Annotated in this window: 16 protein-coding genes and 1 tRNA gene; 4 read left to right on the forward strand and 13 right to left on the reverse strand. The window is 58.8% G+C overall.

What is annotated here, in order from left to right:
- Positions 1–29: 29 nt before the first annotated feature.
- The 4 genes from rpoB to rplA all read right to left on the reverse strand — a co-directional run bounded on the left by rpoB (position 30) and on the right by rplA (position 7,201).
- Positions 30–4,517, reverse strand: coding sequence for a DNA-directed RNA polymerase subunit beta (rpoB, locus tag GSQ81_RS12015; RefSeq protein ID WP_158910974.1), 4,488 nt, complete (start codon positions 4,515–4,517; stop codon positions 30–32).
- Between the two features lie 651 nt (positions 4,518–5,168).
- Positions 5,169–5,540: a 50S ribosomal protein L7/L12 gene (gene rplL / locus GSQ81_RS12020; RefSeq protein ID WP_158910975.1), complete on the reverse strand. Its 372-nt coding sequence runs from the start codon at positions 5,538–5,540 to the stop codon at positions 5,169–5,171.
- A 154-nt stretch (positions 5,541–5,694) separates the two neighbouring features.
- Entirely contained in the window at positions 5,695–6,426 is a 732-nt protein-coding gene (rplJ, locus tag GSQ81_RS12025) for a 50S ribosomal protein L10 (RefSeq protein ID WP_158910976.1), read from the reverse strand.
- Positions 6,427–6,502: 76 nt separating this feature from the next.
- Positions 6,503–7,201 carry a 50S ribosomal protein L1 gene (rplA, locus tag GSQ81_RS12030; protein ID WP_371715342.1) on the reverse strand — a complete coding sequence of 233 codons (699 nt, stop codon included), beginning with the start codon at positions 7,199–7,201 and terminating at the stop codon, positions 6,503–6,505.
- A 199-nt stretch (positions 7,202–7,400) separates the two neighbouring features.
- Between rplA and GSQ81_RS12035 the strand changes: the two genes are divergently transcribed.
- Positions 7,401–7,655: a hypothetical protein gene (locus GSQ81_RS12035; RefSeq protein WP_158910978.1), complete on the forward strand. Its 255-nt coding sequence runs from the start codon at positions 7,401–7,403 to the stop codon at positions 7,653–7,655.
- A 99-nt stretch (positions 7,656–7,754) separates the two neighbouring features.
- Here GSQ81_RS12035 and GSQ81_RS12040 read toward each other — a convergent pair whose 3' ends face one another.
- Entirely contained in the window at positions 7,755–8,141 is a 387-nt protein-coding gene (locus tag GSQ81_RS12040; RefSeq protein ID WP_158910979.1) for a hypothetical protein, read from the reverse strand.
- A gap of 18 nt (positions 8,142–8,159) precedes the next feature.
- Positions 8,160–8,780 (reverse strand): FMN-dependent NADH-azoreductase, encoded by a 621-nt coding sequence (locus GSQ81_RS12045; protein WP_158910980.1) that lies wholly within the window; start codon positions 8,778–8,780, stop codon positions 8,160–8,162.
- A gap of 113 nt (positions 8,781–8,893) precedes the next feature.
- Between GSQ81_RS12045 and GSQ81_RS12050 the strand changes: the two genes are divergently transcribed.
- Complete coding sequence (locus GSQ81_RS12050; RefSeq protein WP_158910981.1) at positions 8,894–9,517, forward strand: TetR/AcrR family transcriptional regulator; 624 nt, start codon at positions 8,894–8,896, stop codon at positions 9,515–9,517.
- A gap of 139 nt (positions 9,518–9,656) precedes the next feature.
- Here GSQ81_RS12050 and GSQ81_RS12055 read toward each other — a convergent pair whose 3' ends face one another.
- Both GSQ81_RS12055 and GSQ81_RS12060 read right to left on the reverse strand, forming a co-directional pair.
- Positions 9,657–10,532 carry a 2-dehydropantoate 2-reductase gene (locus GSQ81_RS12055; protein WP_158910982.1) on the reverse strand — a complete coding sequence of 292 codons (876 nt, stop codon included), beginning with the start codon at positions 10,530–10,532 and terminating at the stop codon, positions 9,657–9,659.
- 267 nt (positions 10,533–10,799) lie between these two features.
- The gene (locus tag GSQ81_RS12060) at positions 10,800–11,813 is read right to left on the reverse strand and encodes a carboxypeptidase regulatory-like domain-containing protein (protein ID WP_158910983.1); all 1,014 of its coding nucleotides are present in this window, start codon (positions 11,811–11,813) and stop codon (positions 10,800–10,802) included.
- Positions 11,814–11,951: 138 nt separating this feature from the next.
- Between GSQ81_RS12060 and GSQ81_RS12065 the strand changes: the two genes are divergently transcribed.
- Both GSQ81_RS12065 and GSQ81_RS12070 read left to right on the forward strand, forming a co-directional pair.
- On the forward strand, positions 11,952–13,367 hold the full coding sequence (locus GSQ81_RS12065; RefSeq protein WP_158910984.1) for a glucoamylase family protein: 1,416 nt from the start codon (positions 11,952–11,954) through the stop codon (positions 13,365–13,367).
- Positions 13,368–13,441: 74 nt separating this feature from the next.
- Complete coding sequence (locus tag GSQ81_RS12070) at positions 13,442–14,485, forward strand: radical SAM protein (RefSeq protein WP_158910985.1); 1,044 nt, start codon at positions 13,442–13,444, stop codon at positions 14,483–14,485.
- A gap of 222 nt (positions 14,486–14,707) precedes the next feature.
- On the opposite strand, the gene rplK is transcribed toward GSQ81_RS12070, so the two are convergent.
- The 5 genes from rplK to rpmG all read right to left on the reverse strand — a co-directional run bounded on the left by rplK (position 14,708) and on the right by rpmG (position 16,587).
- Positions 14,708–15,142 (reverse strand): 50S ribosomal protein L11, encoded by a 435-nt coding sequence (rplK, locus tag GSQ81_RS12075; protein WP_158910986.1) that lies wholly within the window; start codon positions 15,140–15,142, stop codon positions 14,708–14,710.
- A gap of 116 nt (positions 15,143–15,258) precedes the next feature.
- A complete protein-coding gene (gene nusG, locus GSQ81_RS12080) occupies positions 15,259–15,924 on the reverse strand; it encodes a transcription termination/antitermination protein NusG (RefSeq protein ID WP_158910987.1) in 666 nt (221 codons plus the stop codon).
- 47 nt (positions 15,925–15,971) lie between these two features.
- Positions 15,972–16,232, reverse strand: coding sequence for a preprotein translocase subunit SecE (secE, locus tag GSQ81_RS12085; RefSeq protein ID WP_158910988.1), 261 nt, complete (start codon positions 16,230–16,232; stop codon positions 15,972–15,974).
- 65 nt (positions 16,233–16,297) lie between these two features.
- Positions 16,298–16,373 (reverse strand) — tRNA-Trp (locus GSQ81_RS12090).
- A gap of 64 nt (positions 16,374–16,437) precedes the next feature.
- Positions 16,438–16,587, reverse strand: coding sequence for a 50S ribosomal protein L33 (gene rpmG, locus GSQ81_RS12095; protein WP_013579310.1), 150 nt, complete (start codon positions 16,585–16,587; stop codon positions 16,438–16,440).
- Between the last annotated feature and the right edge of the window lie 4 nt (positions 16,588–16,591).

A 16,591-nucleotide genomic window follows, 5' to 3' on the forward strand; every position in this document is an offset into this window, starting at 1 on the left:
AGCCCGGACTGATCCCGGAAGCAATCTGGTTAGTCGGCTGCTGCGATCTCAGGCAGTGGGTGCTTCTTCTGGTCGGCCAGCTTGATGAGTTCTACATCGAGGCAGAGCGACTGGAGTTCGCGGATCAGCACGTTGAACGACTCAGGCACACCCGGCTCGATGGCTGCTTCGCCCTTGACGATGGCCTCGTAGATCTTGGTACGGCCGAAGACGTCGTCGGACTTCGCAGTGAGCAGTTCCTGCAGGATGTAAGCCGCGCCGTATGCTTCGAGCGCCCAGACTTCCATCTCACCGAAGCGCTGTCCGCCGAACTGCGCCTTACCACCGAGCGGCTGCTGGGTGATGAGCGAGTACGGCCCGATCGAGCGAGCGTGGATCTTGTCGTCGACAAGGTGAGACAGCTTCAGCATGTAGATGTAACCAACGGTGGCGGGCTGTTCGAACTCTTCGCCCGTCATGCCGTCGTGCAGCATCGACTTGCCGGAGCTGGGCAGACCAGCGGCCTTGAGCAACGCCTTGATCTCGGACTCGCGCGCGCCGTCGAAGACCGCCGTGCCGAACCAGATGCCACGCTTCATGCCGGCGGCGACACGCAAGGTCTGCTCGTCGTCGAGGTCAAGAAGCTGGTTGAGAGCGGCAGTGTTGACGAAGCGCGCCTTGAAGAGCTCGCGGACCTCATTGGCAGACTGCATGGTGTTGGCGAGTTCGGCGACCTGCTTGCCGAGCTCGTGCGCTGCCCATCCGAGGTGCGTCTCGAGGATCTGACCGACGTTCATACGAGAAGGCACGCCGAGCGGGTTGAGGACGATCTCGACCGGGGTTCCGTCGGGGAGGTACGGCATGTCCTCTTCCGGCAGAATGCGGGCGATGACGCCCTTGTTACCGTGGCGTCCGGCCATCTTGTCGCCGACCGACAGCTTGCGCTTCATGGCGATGTAGACCTTGACCATCTTGATGACGCCGGGCGAAAGCTCGTCACCCTTGGACATCTTGCTGATCTTCTCGTTGGTGATCTTGCGCAGAACGTCGATCTGACGTGAGGTCATCTCTTCGATCTCGTCGATCTGCTCGTTGACGCGGGGATCCTTGTCAGCGTAGCGGATGCGCTTGAGGTTACGGGTGGAGATCAGCTCGATGGTGTCGCGGTCGAGAATGTCGCCCTTGTTGAGAAGCTTCTTGTTGGTGCGCTCGTCGTGCAGGTCGGCGAGAACTTCCTTCGCGCCGAGAATTGCCTCAAGACGCTTGAGGCGCTCGTCGGTGAGAATACGAATCTCATCGGCGAGGTTGCGCTCGAGCTTCTCGATCTGCTCCTGCTCGATCTGCTTGGCCCGCTCGTCCTTCTCCTGGCCCTTGCGGCTGAAGATGCGAACGTCAACGACGGTGCCTTCGATACCCGGAGGGCACGTCAGCGAGGCGTCGCGAACGTCTCCGGCCTTTTCACCGAAGATGGCGCGCAGCAGCTTCTCTTCCGGCGTCAACTGGGTCTCGCCCTTGGGCGTTACCTTGCCGACCAGGATGTCGTTGTGGCTGATCTTCGCGCCGATGCGGATGATGCCCGACTCGTCGAGATCACGCAGGGCGTGCTCGCTGACGTTGGGAATATCGCGCGTGATCTCTTCCGGCCCGAGCTTGGTGTCGCGGGCTTCGATCTCGAACTCCTCGATGTGAATCGAGGTGTAGTAGTCCTCGCGGACCAGCTTCTCCGAGATGAGGATCGCGTCCTCGAAGTTGTAACCGCGCCACGGCATGAAGGCCACCAGCACGTTGCGTCCAAGGCCGAGTTCGCCCTGCTCCGTGCAAGGACCGTCGGCGATGACCTGACCCTTGATCACACGGTCGCCCTTGCGAACGATCGGCTTCTGATTGATGCAGGTGTTCTGGTTGGAGCGCTTGAACTTCGTGAGCTGATAGATGTCGGAGCCGACCTCACGCGAGAGCTGCGTGGGGTGGTGCTCGCCTTCGACGCGCACGATGATGCGCTCGGAGTCGACCGAATCGATAATGCCGTTACGCTTGGCCAGAATGACGGCGCCGGAGTCGCGGGCGGTGACGCCCTCCATTCCGGTTCCGACGAACGGGGCCTCGGCGACGAGCAGAGGAACCGACTGGCGCTGCATGTTGGCACCCATGAGAGCGCGGTTGGCGTCGTCGTGCTCGAGGAATGGGACGAGCGAGGCGGCGACCGAGACAAGCTGCTTGGGCGAGACGTCAACGTAGTCGACTTCGGCCTTGTTGACGAGCACGAAGTTGCCCTGACGACGGGCATCGACGATGTCCTGAACAATGTTCAGCTTCTCATCGAGCTCGATGTTGGCCTGCGCGATGGTGTGACGGTCCTCTTCCCACGCCGAGAGATAGAAGCTGAAGGGGGCAAGGTCCATGGTGCGCTTCTTGTCCTTCTTCAACTGCTCATTCTGCTTGCGGGCTTCGCTGACCTCGAGGTAGTCGCCCTGACGCAGACCGGACTCACCGGCGTTGACGACGGAGACGAAGTCGAGCGCGCGGCCATCCTTGACGCGGCGGTAGGGAGACTCGATGAAGCCGTACTCGTTAATGCGCGCAAAGCAGGACAGCGACGAGATCAGACCGATGTTCGGGCCTTCCGGCGTCTCAATCGGGCAGATGCGGCCGTAGTGAGTGGGATGCACGTCGCGGACTTCGAAGCCTGCGCGCTCACGGGACAGACCACCGGGCCCAAGGGCCGACAGGCGGCGCTTGTGGGTGATCTCCGAGAGCGGGTTGGTCTGGTCCATGAACTGCGAGAGCTGCGAGGAGCCGAAGAACTCACGAATCGCGGCCATGACCGGCTTCGCGTTGATGAGGTCGTGCGGCATCGCCGTCGACATCTCCTGATAGACCGACATCTTCTCCTTGATGGCGCGCTCCATACGGACAAGGCCGATGCGGAACTGGTTCTCCATCAGTTCGCCGACAGCGCGAACGCGGCGGTTGCCAAGGTGATCGATGTCATCAACGTTGCCGATGTTCTTGCGCAGCTTGAGGAGGTAACGAATGGTGCCGTAGAAATCCTCGGGGGTCAGCGTGCGGTTGTCGAGGCCAGAGGTGTCCTGGTTCTCGTAGAGCTTGATGTTGAACTTGAGACGGCCCACGCGCGAGAAGTCGTACTTGCGCGCATCGAAGAACATTCCTTCGAAGAGCGCGGTCGCGGTGTCGAGCGTCGGTGGGTCGCCGGGACGAAGCTTGCGGTAGATCTCGATGAGAGCTTCCTCAGGCTTGCGCACGGAGTCGCGGCGCAGGGTGTTGGTGATGATGTTGCCCACGTCGTCGCGCTCGGGGAAAAAGACCTCGAAGCTGGCGACACCGGACTGGAGAATCTTGTGCAGCTTGTCGGCCGTCAGTTCCTGATTGGCTTCGTAGAGCAGCTCGCCGGTGGTGAGATCTACGACATCGGCGGCAGTCATGGCGCCGTCGAACTCGCTGGTCTCGACTTCGACCTGCTCGATCTTGTGGCTGCGCAGGCCCTTGAGCGAGTGTGCCGAGATCTTGCGAGTGGCCGGGGCAATCTCTTCGCCCTTCACCGTGATCGCAGTGGCAGGACGCGTTCCCTGCAGGTTGCTCGGCGTGCCTTCAGCGGCGACCTTCCAGCTCAGCTTGCCTTCCTTCACGTTGATGGTGTCGACGGTGTAGAAGGTCTTGAGGATCTCTTCGTCGGTGCGCAGGCCGAGCGCGCGCAGGAAGATGGTGCCGAGGAACTTGCGCTTGCGGTCGATGCGGACGTAGAGGGTGTTCTTCTGGTCGTACTCGAACTCGACCCAGCTACCGCGGTAGGGGATGATCTTGCCGAGGAAGTAGGTGCGGTTGTTGGCGGTCTCGAAGAAGACGCCGGGCGAACGGTGGAGCTGCGACACAATGACGCGCTCGGTGCCGTTGACGATGAAGGTGCCGTTCTGGCTCATCAGCGGAATATCGCCGAAGAAGACTTCCTGCTCCTTCATGTCGCGCAGGCTCTTGACGCCTGTCTCGGGGTCCTTGTCGTAGATCTTGAGGCGAATGGTGACCTTGAGCGGCGCAGAGTAGGTCATGCCGCGCTCTTCGCACTCTGCCTGGTCGTACTTCAGTTGCAGACCGACGGGGTCGCCGCACTTGGTGCAGAAGTCAGGGGTGTTCTTGTTGTAGGTTCCGCAGAAATTACAGAGCACATCGCCGGGATGAAAGGGGTCGGTGATGACCATGTGACCGCAGTGCGAGCAGGCGGTGCGCAGGTGGTTGAGGCCCTTGAGGTAGCCGCACTTGCACTCCCAGTTGCCGATGGAGAAGTCGACGAACTCGAGCTCCGAGACGTTGCGGAAGTCGGTGATCGGGAAGACCGAGGTAAAGACCGACTGCAGGCCATTGTCCTCGCGCTCCTGGGGAAGCTTGTCCATCTGCAGGAAGCGCTCATAGCTGCGGCGCTGGACCTCGATGAGGTTGGGAATCTGGATGGCGGTTGGGATTTTGGAAAAATCGAGACGGCTGCGGATCGCGCGCATTTCGCTGTTGTTGGACTGACCAGACATGCTCTCTCCTGAATACTTACCTTCGAGGTCCTCATTTGCTTTGACTGCCCACCGAAAGGCCCGTCAACGCCAATAAGGGGAGGGTTGGGTACGGCCCTCCGGGTTTACTTCTGCTTGCGCCGTTACTGCTGTTTTCGGGCCCTGCTGCCCTCGATTGCTGCAGGCCCCGTGCGCAAAATGTCTTGCCGTATACAACCGCCGGCAATCAATCAAACTCGTAACTCATGAAACTTTTACTGTTCGCCGATGTTAGGAACTGCTATAAAGAACGCGTACTAAATGTCCCGAGCGCCCGCAGGCTGCGGAAATGCCGATAAACGCGGCAAAGCGCTCGATGGGACAGCGTGTCCCATGAGCGCAAAGATCGACTTGTGCACTGTTTCTGTGATTGTGGTGTAGATGCCTGCCGCCGTTTGAGGCTCGCCGTGCCCCAAAGTTGCTGCGCTCGCTTGTCCCATGACACTATGCACTTCTGCCGCTCGAAACGCATAATGGCCGACTCCTTAGCCTGTTTTCTACAGGATGAGCCGGATTTACTGCCTAAAGTCTGCCGGTTTTTTGCCGTTCGCCAAACAGCACGCCGAGGCGGAACGAATCTTTTCTAAAGAAAAGAATATCTCATTCTGCCTCAGCGTGCAAGTTTGTGGCCAATTACTTGATTTCGACGGTTGCGACGCCTTCGAACTTCTTCGCGATGGCGGCTGCATCATCCTTCGAGATGTTCTCCTTCAAGGGCTTGGGGGCGCCGTCAACCAAATCCTTGGCTTCCTTGAGGCCAAGAGCGGTGACTTCGCGTACAGCCTTGATGGTGTTGATCTTGTTCGCGCCGGCATCCTTCAGGATAACGGTGAACTCGGTCTTCTCTTCGACTGGCGCCGCTACTGCGCCGCCGCCTGCTGCCGGGGCTGCAACTGCTGCTGCTGCCGAAACGCCGAGACGCTCTTCGAGCTTCTTGACCAGAGCCGAAGCCTCGAGGAGGCTGAGGCTAACGATTGAATCTTCCAACTGCTGGATGTCTGCCATTTTATTTCTCCAATATAAGTCTGAACTTTTGTGATGCCTATTGCCGATTACTTCTCCGAAGCCCAACTGCGCTCCGGTTGCCTATGCCCTCTTGGGTTTCCGTTGCGCCCAGACCGGCGCACCCAAAAAGACCAGGCGAAACTTGTTGTCCCGCTTAGCCTTCGACGGGGTCCGTGCTTGCCGCTTCCCCACCCTGCGATGCGGTGGAGTTCTCCGGCTGCTCTGCTCCGGAAGGCTGCTCGCCTGCCGCCGACTCAACCTCGTGCGCCTCGGCGACCTTATCGGCCTCGGGTGCTGCGGGAGCTTCAGCCTTCGGCGCTTCTTCTGCCGATGCCTCTGCCGCGGGAGCCGCTGCCGGTCCGGCAAACTTGCCCTTCTCGACGCCCTGATTGATGACGACGGCGAGATCGCGGCCAGTCGCGTTGATGACCGTGGCCAGACGCTGTGCGGGAGACTGAATCAGGAAGAGGAGCTTCGAGAAGAGCTCTTCCTTGCCCGGCATGGTCGCCAGTTCGGCAATCTCGCGAACGTCGATCACCTTGCCGTCGATGATACCCAGCTTGAAGGTGAACTCGGCGTTGTCCTTGACCCAGGTGGAGAGGGCCTTCGCCAGCGCCACCGGATCGCCCGAGGTGTAAGCCACCGAGGAGACGCCCTTGAGACCCTTCAACGCGGCTTCAATTTTGGTTCCCTCAGCCGCACGCGCGGCCAGCTTGTTCTTGACGACGTGATAGCTTCCGCCTGCGCCGCGAACTGCCTTGCGCAGCTCGAAGTCCTTCGACGCGGTCAGGCCGGAGAACGTGCCGATGATCGCCGAGGTCGAGCCTTCGAGCTCGCCCGCCAGCTTTTTAACCTTGTCCGTCTTTACTGCTCTGGTCAATGCCATGACTGAATCCTCTTCGCTTTCGCTGCCCTGCTCCTCGCTTACGCGGCCAGAGTGGGCTTGATGCTATCTAAATAAATTAGGCTTTGCCTGCTGCCTCAGCAGCGGCGTAGTCGAGCTGGATGCCGGGGCCCATCGAGGAACTGAGCGTCACGCCCTTGATGTACTTGCCCTTGGCCGCCGAAGGCTTGGCCTTGACCACGCTGGCAATGACCGTCATCGCGTTGTCGACCAGCTTCTGCGGATCGAACGAGAGCTTGCCCACGGGAACGTGAACGAGCGCGGTCTTGTCGGTGCGGAACTCGACCTTACCGGCCTTGATCTCTTTGACCGCAGACGCAACGTCGGTGGTGACCGTGCCGGTCTTCGGGTTGGGCATCAGACCCTTGGGGCCGAGCACCTTGCCGAGACGGCCGACGGACTTCATCATGTCCGGGGTGGCGATCAGGGCGTCGAAGGCGGTCCAGCCTTCTTTCTGAATCTTCTCGACCAGCTCTTCGCCGCCGAAGAACTCAGCGCCGGCAGCTTCCGCATCCTTGATGCGGTCGCCCGAGGCGATGACGGCAACGATCTTGGTCTTGCCCAGACCGTGCGGCAGAACCACAGTGCCGCGAACCATCTGGTCGGCGTGCTTGGGGTCAACGCCAAGACGCATGGTCAGATCGACGGTCTCGTCGAACTTCGCGTACTTTGCTTTTTGCAGGAGCGGAACTGCGTCCGCCAGAACGTAAGGACGTGGCTCAACAAGCGCGCGGGCCTTAGTCAAATTCTTGGAGATCTTCCTTGCCATTTTCCCTCGTCTCCCACCCCTCTGGAAGTGTTCTTCCGGGCGTGGTTATCGACTGGCCTCAACTTGGTGCTGAGACACTCTTACAAGTATGCCGGAAGCACAGCTTTTGGTCAATTTTTTTTGAATAAAGGCTGGACGCGCTCTGAACCCGCTGGTATACGTCTCTCCGTAGCTTTAGGAGATTACGATGACGCCACTTTTGGAAATGTCCTTCCACGAAACCGTTAAAGTACGAATTCATGGATTATCCGGTAGAACCTCGTCACCAAAGTTGGTTGAAGAGTTTGAGATTGCGGAGGCCACAGATGCAATTGAGCGTCATAAGGTTTTTCGTATAGAAGTGCGAACCGCCTTGGCAGAACTCATACACAAACGAATCCTCATTCGAGAATTAAGTATGGAGGAAATCTTGGCATATCGTGAAGCTGAACCTCTCAGCTAATCCCCAATATGCATCATGCCTCGCAGATGGCTCCGTGCCGAGAATCCAAGGAATGCTCATCTATCTACGCAAAGACCCGGATGAGCACATTCGAACTGCTTACTGCACTGCGACCTGTTGCGCGAAGACGCCTGCGAATGCCCGGCGGACGCTCCTGAAGACGACCAGCCAGAGCAGCGTCGTTACCAGCGCCAACGGCAGGCCTGCCGGAGCCAGGAACGAATGGAAGAGCAGGATGTTCACCAGCACCGGGCCCAGCAGGGTCAGCGCCAGCGGGACGAAGCGGTTGGCCAGCAGCAGCGCGCCGCCGATTACCTGGAGCAGGAAGACCACGGTGAGGTAGTGCGAGATAAACAGGGCTCCCATGTACTGCCCCGCCAGACCTGTCGGCGGAGGCATGGGGATGAAGTGCAGAAATCCATTCAGGCCGAAGATAAGGAACAACAGGCCCAGCAAAATACGCGCGATCAGAACGGCAATCTTCATTATTTTTCCCTTTCCGGCTTACGCCGCCACCGTTCTTACTTGTTCGAGGACTGGCTGCAGGAAGGCTGCGCGATCGATGGTTCCGCGCATGAGCTGCGATGCGCCGCTGGCGGTAACGAAATTTATGTCGGTTACACCGAGGAAACCCAGAACGGCCTTTAGATAAGGCTCGACGAAGTTCATCGCTCCTGCCGGGGTGCCTACCTCATACACGCCGCCGCTGGCGATCACGATGGTCGCCTTCTTGTCTTTGAGCAGGCCCTCTGCGCCGGTTTCATCGTAGGTGAAGGTGCGTCCGTGACGGGCTATCTGGTCGATCCAGAGCTTCAGGACAGAGGGAACGCTGAAGTTATGCATGGCTACGCCGAGGATGTACTCATCGGCAGTTTCCAGTTCGGCGATCAACTGGTCGGAGATCGCCAGTGCTGCAGCCTGCTCGGAGGTTCGGGCGGCTTCGGGGGTATGGACGCTGCCGACCCATGTGGCATCAATCAGTGCTGGCGGATGGGCGGCCAGATCGCGCTCGATCACGGCGCCGTCGGGATGGGCGGCCTTCCAGGTCTTGACGAACTCGCGCGTCAACTCGCGGGTGATAGAGCTTTCCAGCGGGCTTGAATCCAGATGCAGAAGGGTAGGCATATCAAATTCTCCTTGGCGACATACGCCGCATAGACAACATATGTTGGTATAGACGACATGTGTCGTAAATAAGATTCTTTTTCTGTTTGATAACCTCTAATCACCAGAACCTTATGCCGATCTCTGACTGTGAAGTTCGCGACCCTCGCATCCGCCGCACCCGGCAGCTCCTCCAAGGAGCGCTGCGCGACCTGATGCAGACGAGGAGCTTCGACGAGATTTCGGTGCAGGACATCACCGATGCGGCGACGGTCAACCGGGCGACCTTCTATGACCACTACACCGATAAGTTCGCGCTTCTGGACGCGATGGTTGGGGGTGGGTTCCACAAGCTGCTGCATGAGCGCAACGTCAGCTTCGACGGCACCTGTCCCAGCGCTGCGGCATCGATCATTCTGGCTACCTGTGACTATCTGACCGAATCACATGGCGATCGTGCGGCGTGTACACGCCAGAACGCCTTTGAGCCGCTGATGGAGTCGGCCATGACCGCGGCGATTCGCAAGGTCCTGATTAAGGGGATGGAAAAGGACGGCTCGGCTGGGGCCTCGGAGATGGTTGCGACGACGGCGAGCTGGGCGATCTACGGCGCGGTGAAGCAGTGGTTTTATACTTCCGAGCATGTGCCTGCGGAAGAGATCGTTGGCCGGATACTTCAACTCGTTATGCCGATTTTGGAGGCAGGCCGCACGCTTGAATCGGCTGATGCGCCAGTGATGGCGCATGACCAGGTTTGAAGCTGCGGTGCAGACGGGTGTTTTGATGGGACGGCAAAGACAACGGCGAAATACAAGGATCTCTCCACTCCGCTTCGCTACGGTCGAGATGACGTGGTTTCCAGCGTAGGATGTGATTCCGAACGTAGATTGACGGCCCCTAAAAGTTTTGGACCATCGACTCCAATAGAGCGATTGCCATCTGGTTGCATGGCGTGGCAATTCCATGCTTCTTTCCGAGCCGAACGATCACGCCATTGCGAGCGTCGATTTCCATCGGCCTGCCTGCCAGACGGTCGGCGTGCAGCGAATTGATGCCATCGGCAGGGGCAGTGCGATAGGCATGTAGCACTGCTTCGGCAACGTCGTCGTCCAACATTGCGCCTTCGGCACGGCCTACGGCGATGCATTCACGAACAATCTGTAATGCGGTCTCGCCGATGGCCTCGTCGTGAAGTACACCTGATGGCTGTAACAGCAGTGTAGGCAGCACTCCGGCAGCGTTGTGGCAGAGCTTTCGCCAGGCGACGGTCGTGAAATCGGAGACCACTACGGCATCCGCTGCTGTTCCGGCAAACAGATCGACGAAGGCGCGGCCCAACTCGCTCTCGAGAGCTTTCAGATGCATCACGCCGCGCTGGCGAACTCGCTCGGAAGACTGGCGCTCGGCGGGGCAATCGACAATGATCGGAAGAATGGAATTCACCGGCACATACGGCGCGAAGCGTTCGCGATGCTCCACGCCATTCTGCAAGACCGCCACCGGAGCGCCTTCTGCGCGAAGCTGCTTCAGCCACTTGGCTGCGCCGGGAACGTCATAGGCTTTGGTGGCAACAATGACCCAATCCACAGTGGAGGCCTTTGTGGGATCGGTCAGTACCGTAGCGTGAATGGCTATTGGCCCGTCCGGGGTGTCCACCGTTAGCTGTGCCAGCGGCCGCCGCACGCACAGCACTAACTCGTGGCCTGCCTGCTGCAATAACGAGGCGATGATCGCGCCGATTGCGCCTACTCCAATGATTGCTATCCGAGCCATGCAATACCCTCGTTGCGATCTTATAACCTGCCCAGAAACTCCTATGGGCCGGGCTTTCAGCCCTCGGCACGAGGGTATCGCAACCCCAGGGCTACGCCCTGGGCTGGTATAGCACGCGCCGTTGGCGCTTCAAGACAAAAGCAGATCCTCCGCCTGCGGCGAAGGATGACAATGTTTGATGACAGGGCGAAACAAGTTTGATACAGGCGAAGGAGGACAAGTTTGATTGCAGGCCGAAAGCCAGAACTTGATCAGGAGTTGCTTCGATCAGAACCGATAGCCGGGCTTCAGCTCGCAGCGGTAGACCGTGGTTTGATCGCTCCCTTTGCTGGTCCGCGCGGTACAGTTGGCCCAGCTTAGATAGAGGTCCGGCCCCAGGGGAAAGACCATGGGAGCGCCGTCGATATCGCCTTCGAGGCTTACGCCCTCCTGCGTGGGCGGCAGCGTAAAGTTGAGCGCGCTGCCAAAGATCACAGGGTAGGACTCGCGCACGTTCGAGCTGATGGCGGTATGAAAGACCTCGGCCTCCAGCAGAAAAGTCGCCGTATTCGACCAGTCAATCGCGGAGACGGTGATGTGCCGTCCGCCATGCTCAAAGCCGCTGTCGTCGATCTTGGTAAAGGGGCACGGCCCGGCGATGCACGAGGCGCGCACATTGCCGAAGGTATTGTCCTGCCCGGCATCGAGCGTCGCTGAACCTCGCGATGCCTTCCACTTCTTGTCGGGAGAGCAGAGTTCATGCTTCTCGCAGGGGAGGTTGCCCTGGTTCACCACCTGAAAGGTCTTGACCGCGCTTCCGACGTTCGACTGCGTGCGCGAGTTGATGGTGTATCGCACCCGAATATTTGAGACCACGGACTCTTTGCCGCCGGGAGTCGCCTGCGTCGGCTCGGGCAACGGAACCATGGCGACGATGTGCAGGCTCTCGTCGATCACGAGCCTGCCGGCTTGCAGGTTCAGGTCAAGCGGCTCATAGTCCGAGTGGCGGAAGTGGACGACGATGGGCTGTCCCGACCATACCTGCCGCTGCAGCTCTAACTTGAAGTACCCCGCAGCATCGGACTGCGTCGTCGCGCTGACCACGCCATCGGATGCAGTGACGGTGACATTATCGAGCGGCAGTTCTTTTCTGGTGTCGGCCTCGCGCCGTATCACCGCGCCTTCAATTGGAATCGATCTGCGGATCGAGGGGGGGCGATGCACATGCAGGCGCAGCAGCAACACAGCCGCCAAGGCTACCACCACTGCGATCATCGTCCAGACAAGAGCTTTACCTTTCATTCCTCACCGGCAACTTTGCTATTGGACGTTTGATTTGCGGGATACGCTGCCCCATGCTCATGATTGTCTTCGATATGCATCTAACTCCTGCATGGTATCGTTCAGCATCAAACTTCTGGACGAATACGGAAGAGATGAATGAGTGTGGATGATAACGAAGAAATAAGCAGGCGGATTCGCCTGACGGCAGGACAATACGGGAATAAGAGCTCGCGGCGCAACCTGCTGCGCCAGATGGCGGGGATCTCTCTTGGACTGCCGCTTGCGCATGCGCTCCCTCTGCTGGGGCAGGCAGCAGTCCAGCAAAAGCCCTCTGAGCCGCATAAGACTCCGGCGCCGCTGCCTTTGCCGAGCGCACTTTCTCCTGAGGACGATCAGCTTCTTGACGAGATCGAGCGCGCCAGCTTTCTCTACTTCTGGGAACAGGCCAACCCGCAGACCGGCCTCATCAAGGACCGCAGCAACACGCGCACTACAGATACCAGCATCGTAGCCAGCATCGCCTCCACCGGGTTCGGTCTTACTGCCATCTGCATTGCGGACAAGCGCGGCTTCATACCGCATAACGAGGCACGCCTGCGCGTCGTCAACACGCTGCTGTATATCTGGAAGAAGCTGCCGACACATCGCGGCTTCTTTTATCACTTCGCCAATATCAATACGGGCGAGCGCATCTGGGACTCCGAGGTGTCATCGGTCGATACGGCCATGCTGCTCTGCGGAATGCTCACCTGCAAACAGCACTTTCAGGACCACGGCATCACTGGACTCGCCGACGCTATCTTCAACCGTGTCGACTGGACCTGGCTCTCAGAAGACACCTCGCTATTGCCCATGGGCTGGACGCCGGAGTTCGGCTTCCTGCCCTACAAGTGGGACTACTACAGCGAACTGATGATGATCTACCTGCTCGGCATGGGATCATCCGCTCATCCGCTCAACCCGCAGGCATGGACGGCATGGAAGCGCACCACCTTTGAGTACGATGGCCTGCGCTACATCGGCTCGTTTGCGCCGCTGTTTGTGCATCAGTACTCGCAGGCGTGGTTCGACTTTCGTCGAAAGAAGGACAAATACGCCGACTACTTCCAGAACTCGGCCATCGCTACCGACGTCCACCGGCGCTTCTGCATCGAGTTGAACAAAATATTTCCCGATTACAGCAACGATCTGTGGGGCATTACCGCGTCGGACTCTGAAAAAGGCTACGTCGTGTGGGGTGGGCCGCCTGCAATGGGTCCTATCGACGGCACTGTCGTACCCGCCGCTGCGGGGGGCTCACTGCCCTTTCTGCCCGACGCGACCATGCGTGTCATTCGAAATATCAGGAAGAATTATCCGCAGGCCTGGTGCCGCTACGGCTTTGTCGACGCCTTCAATCCTCTGAAAAAGTGGTACGACTCTGACGTCGTCGGCATCGACACCGGGATCACCCTGCTGATGGCGGAGAACGCCCGCAGCGCCTTTATCTGGGAGACGTTTATGAAGAACCCGGAGGCTCAACGCGGCATGGCCAAAGCCGGGTTCAAGGAATATCAGCCTACCGTCGGCTGAGAGAAATCTACCTGAAATCGTCGCTTGACATGGCCCTTAGGCAGGGCTAATGTCGTTCTCAGAAAGGCGAACAAATGGCGAATAAATTAAGACAGGAAGATACGGCGCTCTTTCCTATCCTGCCGCAGCCAACCGGCATCGCCCGCCTCGCCTCCCATGCCGAGCACGCCGACGACGGACACCTGATCGAGTTCAAGGCACTCGAAGTCCGCAGTATCCTCAATAAGTCCACCTCGAAGCGCCTGCGCTGGCTTGCCTGGAGCATCAATCCCTATCGCGGTTGCGAGTTCGGCTGCAAATACTGCTACGCCCGCTATACGCATGAGTTTATGGAGCTGCGCGATCCGCTCGCCTTTGAGCGCATCATCTTCCTCAAGCAAAATGCGGCGTGGCTGCTGGAACAGGAGCTGCGCAAGATCGATCCCGCCGACGAGATCGCTATCGGAACCGCAACCGATCCCTACCAGCCCATCGAAAGGCGCGCACGGATCACACGCAGCCTGCTCGAGGTCTTTGCCCGTCGCCAGGGCTATCGCCTTGGCATCGTCACGAAGTCGCGTTTGATCGAGCGAGACATCGATCTGCTGACCGAGATCGCAAAGCGCAACAAGCTTGTGCTCCACATCACCATCACCACACCGAACACAGAGCTGGCGAGGTTGCTGGAGCCGCGTGCACCGCGCCCTGATCTGCGTTTTCAGGCGGTCAAGCGGCTGCGCGAGGCCGGGTTGCGCACCGGCATCCTCTGCTGCCCGCTGCTGCCCGGAATCACCGATACGCAAGAGGCGCTCAACGAGATGGCGCGTCGAGCGGCAGAGGTCGGTGCTAACTTTCTGTCTGCCAATCCCCTCTTCCTCAAGCCGTGCTCACGTCCTACTTACCTGAGCTTCGTTCGTGAGCACTTCCCTTCACTGGTGGACGATTACCACAAACGCTTCGACCACGCCGACTTTGCCGCACCGGCCTATCGTCAGAAGTTGGCGCTGATGCTCGAGCAGGCTCGTCACCTTCACGGCCTCTCGCGACGCCCACTCGATGTTCTGCCCCAACCGGGGAATACCGTCCGCAAACCTCCGGAGAGCGTAGGCATTGCTGTTCAGCAGAGCCTGTTCGCATAAATGCAGCGTCACTTATTATTATTTTTCGGTCGCGACAGAAAAAGCGAAATACAGGGGTCTCTCCACTACGCCGCGCGATGAGACTGCGCGGCTTCGGTCGAGATGACGTTTCTTTGAGCTGATTTGAGGTCAGATAATGGAAAAGACACCGGAGAGCCGTTGGCATCTGCCATCAACGGTCTTCCGGTGTCTTCTTGATTTGAGCTACAGCCTGCAGATTACTTAGGCGACGACTTCGATGCCCATCGAGCGAGCGGTGCCGCGGATGGTCTTCGATGCTGCCTCAACCGACGAGGCATTCATGTCCGGCATCTTCTGCGTGGCGATCTCGCGAATCTGCTTCTCGGTCACCTTGCCCAGCTTCTCCTTGTTCGGAGTGCCCGAGCCCTTGGCGATTCCGGCAGCCTTCAGCAGCAGCACCGGCGCCGGAGGCGTCTTGGTGACGAAGCTGAACGTGCGGTCAGCGTAGACGCTGATGACGACAGGGATGGTGAGGCCGACCAGATCGGGAGCCTTGGTGCGTTCGTTGAACTGCTTGCAGAACTCCATGATGTTGACCTGCGCCTGACCGAGCGCGGGGCCTACGGGCGGTGCCGGGGTGGCCTTGCCGGCCATAATCTGAAGCTTGACGTATCCAGTAATCTTCTTCGGTGCCATTGCGGTAAATCCTCTTTATGCTTCTAGCCGCGGGCCTGGGCCTTTTGGCCTGACCTGCTGCTGAAATAAGATAGGTAATTCCAAATTCCTCTTCCGCTTGATGGCGGAAGTACTGCTTATTCGGTGATCTTGTCCACCTTCGAGAACTCGATCTCGACCGGGGTGGAACGGCCAAAGATGCTGACCATGACCTTCAACGTCTGCTTGTCTTCGTTCACTTCGTCGACGGCCCCGGTGAAGTTGGCGAAGGGGCCCTCGTTGATGCGGACCTGCTCGCCCTTGTCGAACTTGATCTTCATCGAAGGCTTGTCCTTCGTGGAGTCGGAACGGAAAATAATCGAGCTGACTTCCTGCTCGGAGAGCGCCACCGGATTATCGCCGGTGCCAAGGAAGCCCGTGACCCGAGGCGTGTTCTTGATGACGTGCCAGAGGTCGTTGTCGAGATCCATCTCGACCAGAACATAGCCGGGAAGGAAGACGCGCTCGATGGTGTACTTCTTGCCGTTGCGCAGTTCCGTGACCGGCTCGGTCGGAATCATGATGCGGCCGATCTTGTTCTGCAGGCCGAAGGCCGAGATGCGGCTCTCCAGCGACTCGCGTACCTTGCGCTCGAACCCGGAGTAGGCGTGGATGATGTACCACTTGAAATTTTCATTCACCGGCGGGGCAAGCTGCTCCTCCGGATTTTCAGTGGATGCTTCCTCTCCGGCCTTTGCTGCCGCGAGGTTCTGCTCTTCCGGATTTTGCTCTTCTGCCGCCATCGTTGTGCCTTCTTCGCGCATCGTTTACTTCTCTCTACTACTCATGCTACCGAACTTCCAAAACCTGCCTAGCTTGCAGTCAGCGCATGCAGCAGCGCTTCAATCGCGCGGCCGATGATGTTATCGACCAGCCAGAAATAGCCCGCGAAGATAAAGACGGTGATAACGACCACGACCGTCGTGGACTGCACTTCGGGCCATCCCGGCCACCAGACCTTGCGCATCTCACTGCGCACTTCCTTCAGGAACTCGCGCAGGCGTTCCGGCTGGTTCTTCAACTGCTGGATTCCAGGGCTTGTCTGTTCCGCTATTGCTACCGTCTTGGCCATAGTGCTGCCTCAATCTTCGTGCTGCTGAATTCTGTACTGCATCCGGACTCTGCGACCGGACAAACTGGCGGGGGAGCTCGGATTCGAACCGAGAAGTTCGGTTTTGGAGACCGACAGTTTAACCGTTGAGCTTACTCCCCCCGGTTAATCCTTCAGCCGGGCTACCAGCCCCTGGCTAAAAGCCATGAGCCGTCGGCCAAACTGCTTACTTCGTCTCTTTGTGGTCCGTGTGCTTGCGGCAGGTATTGCAGAACTTCGAGAACTCGAGACGGCCAGTGGTCGTCTTCTTGTTCTTCGTCGTCGAGTAATTCCTGTTCTTGCACTCGGGGCATTGCAATGTAATGATTTCGCGCATCTTT

It is taken from the genome of Granulicella sp. L56 (assembly GCF_009765835.1).
GTDB lineage: Bacteria > Acidobacteriota > Terriglobia > Terriglobales > Acidobacteriaceae > Edaphobacter.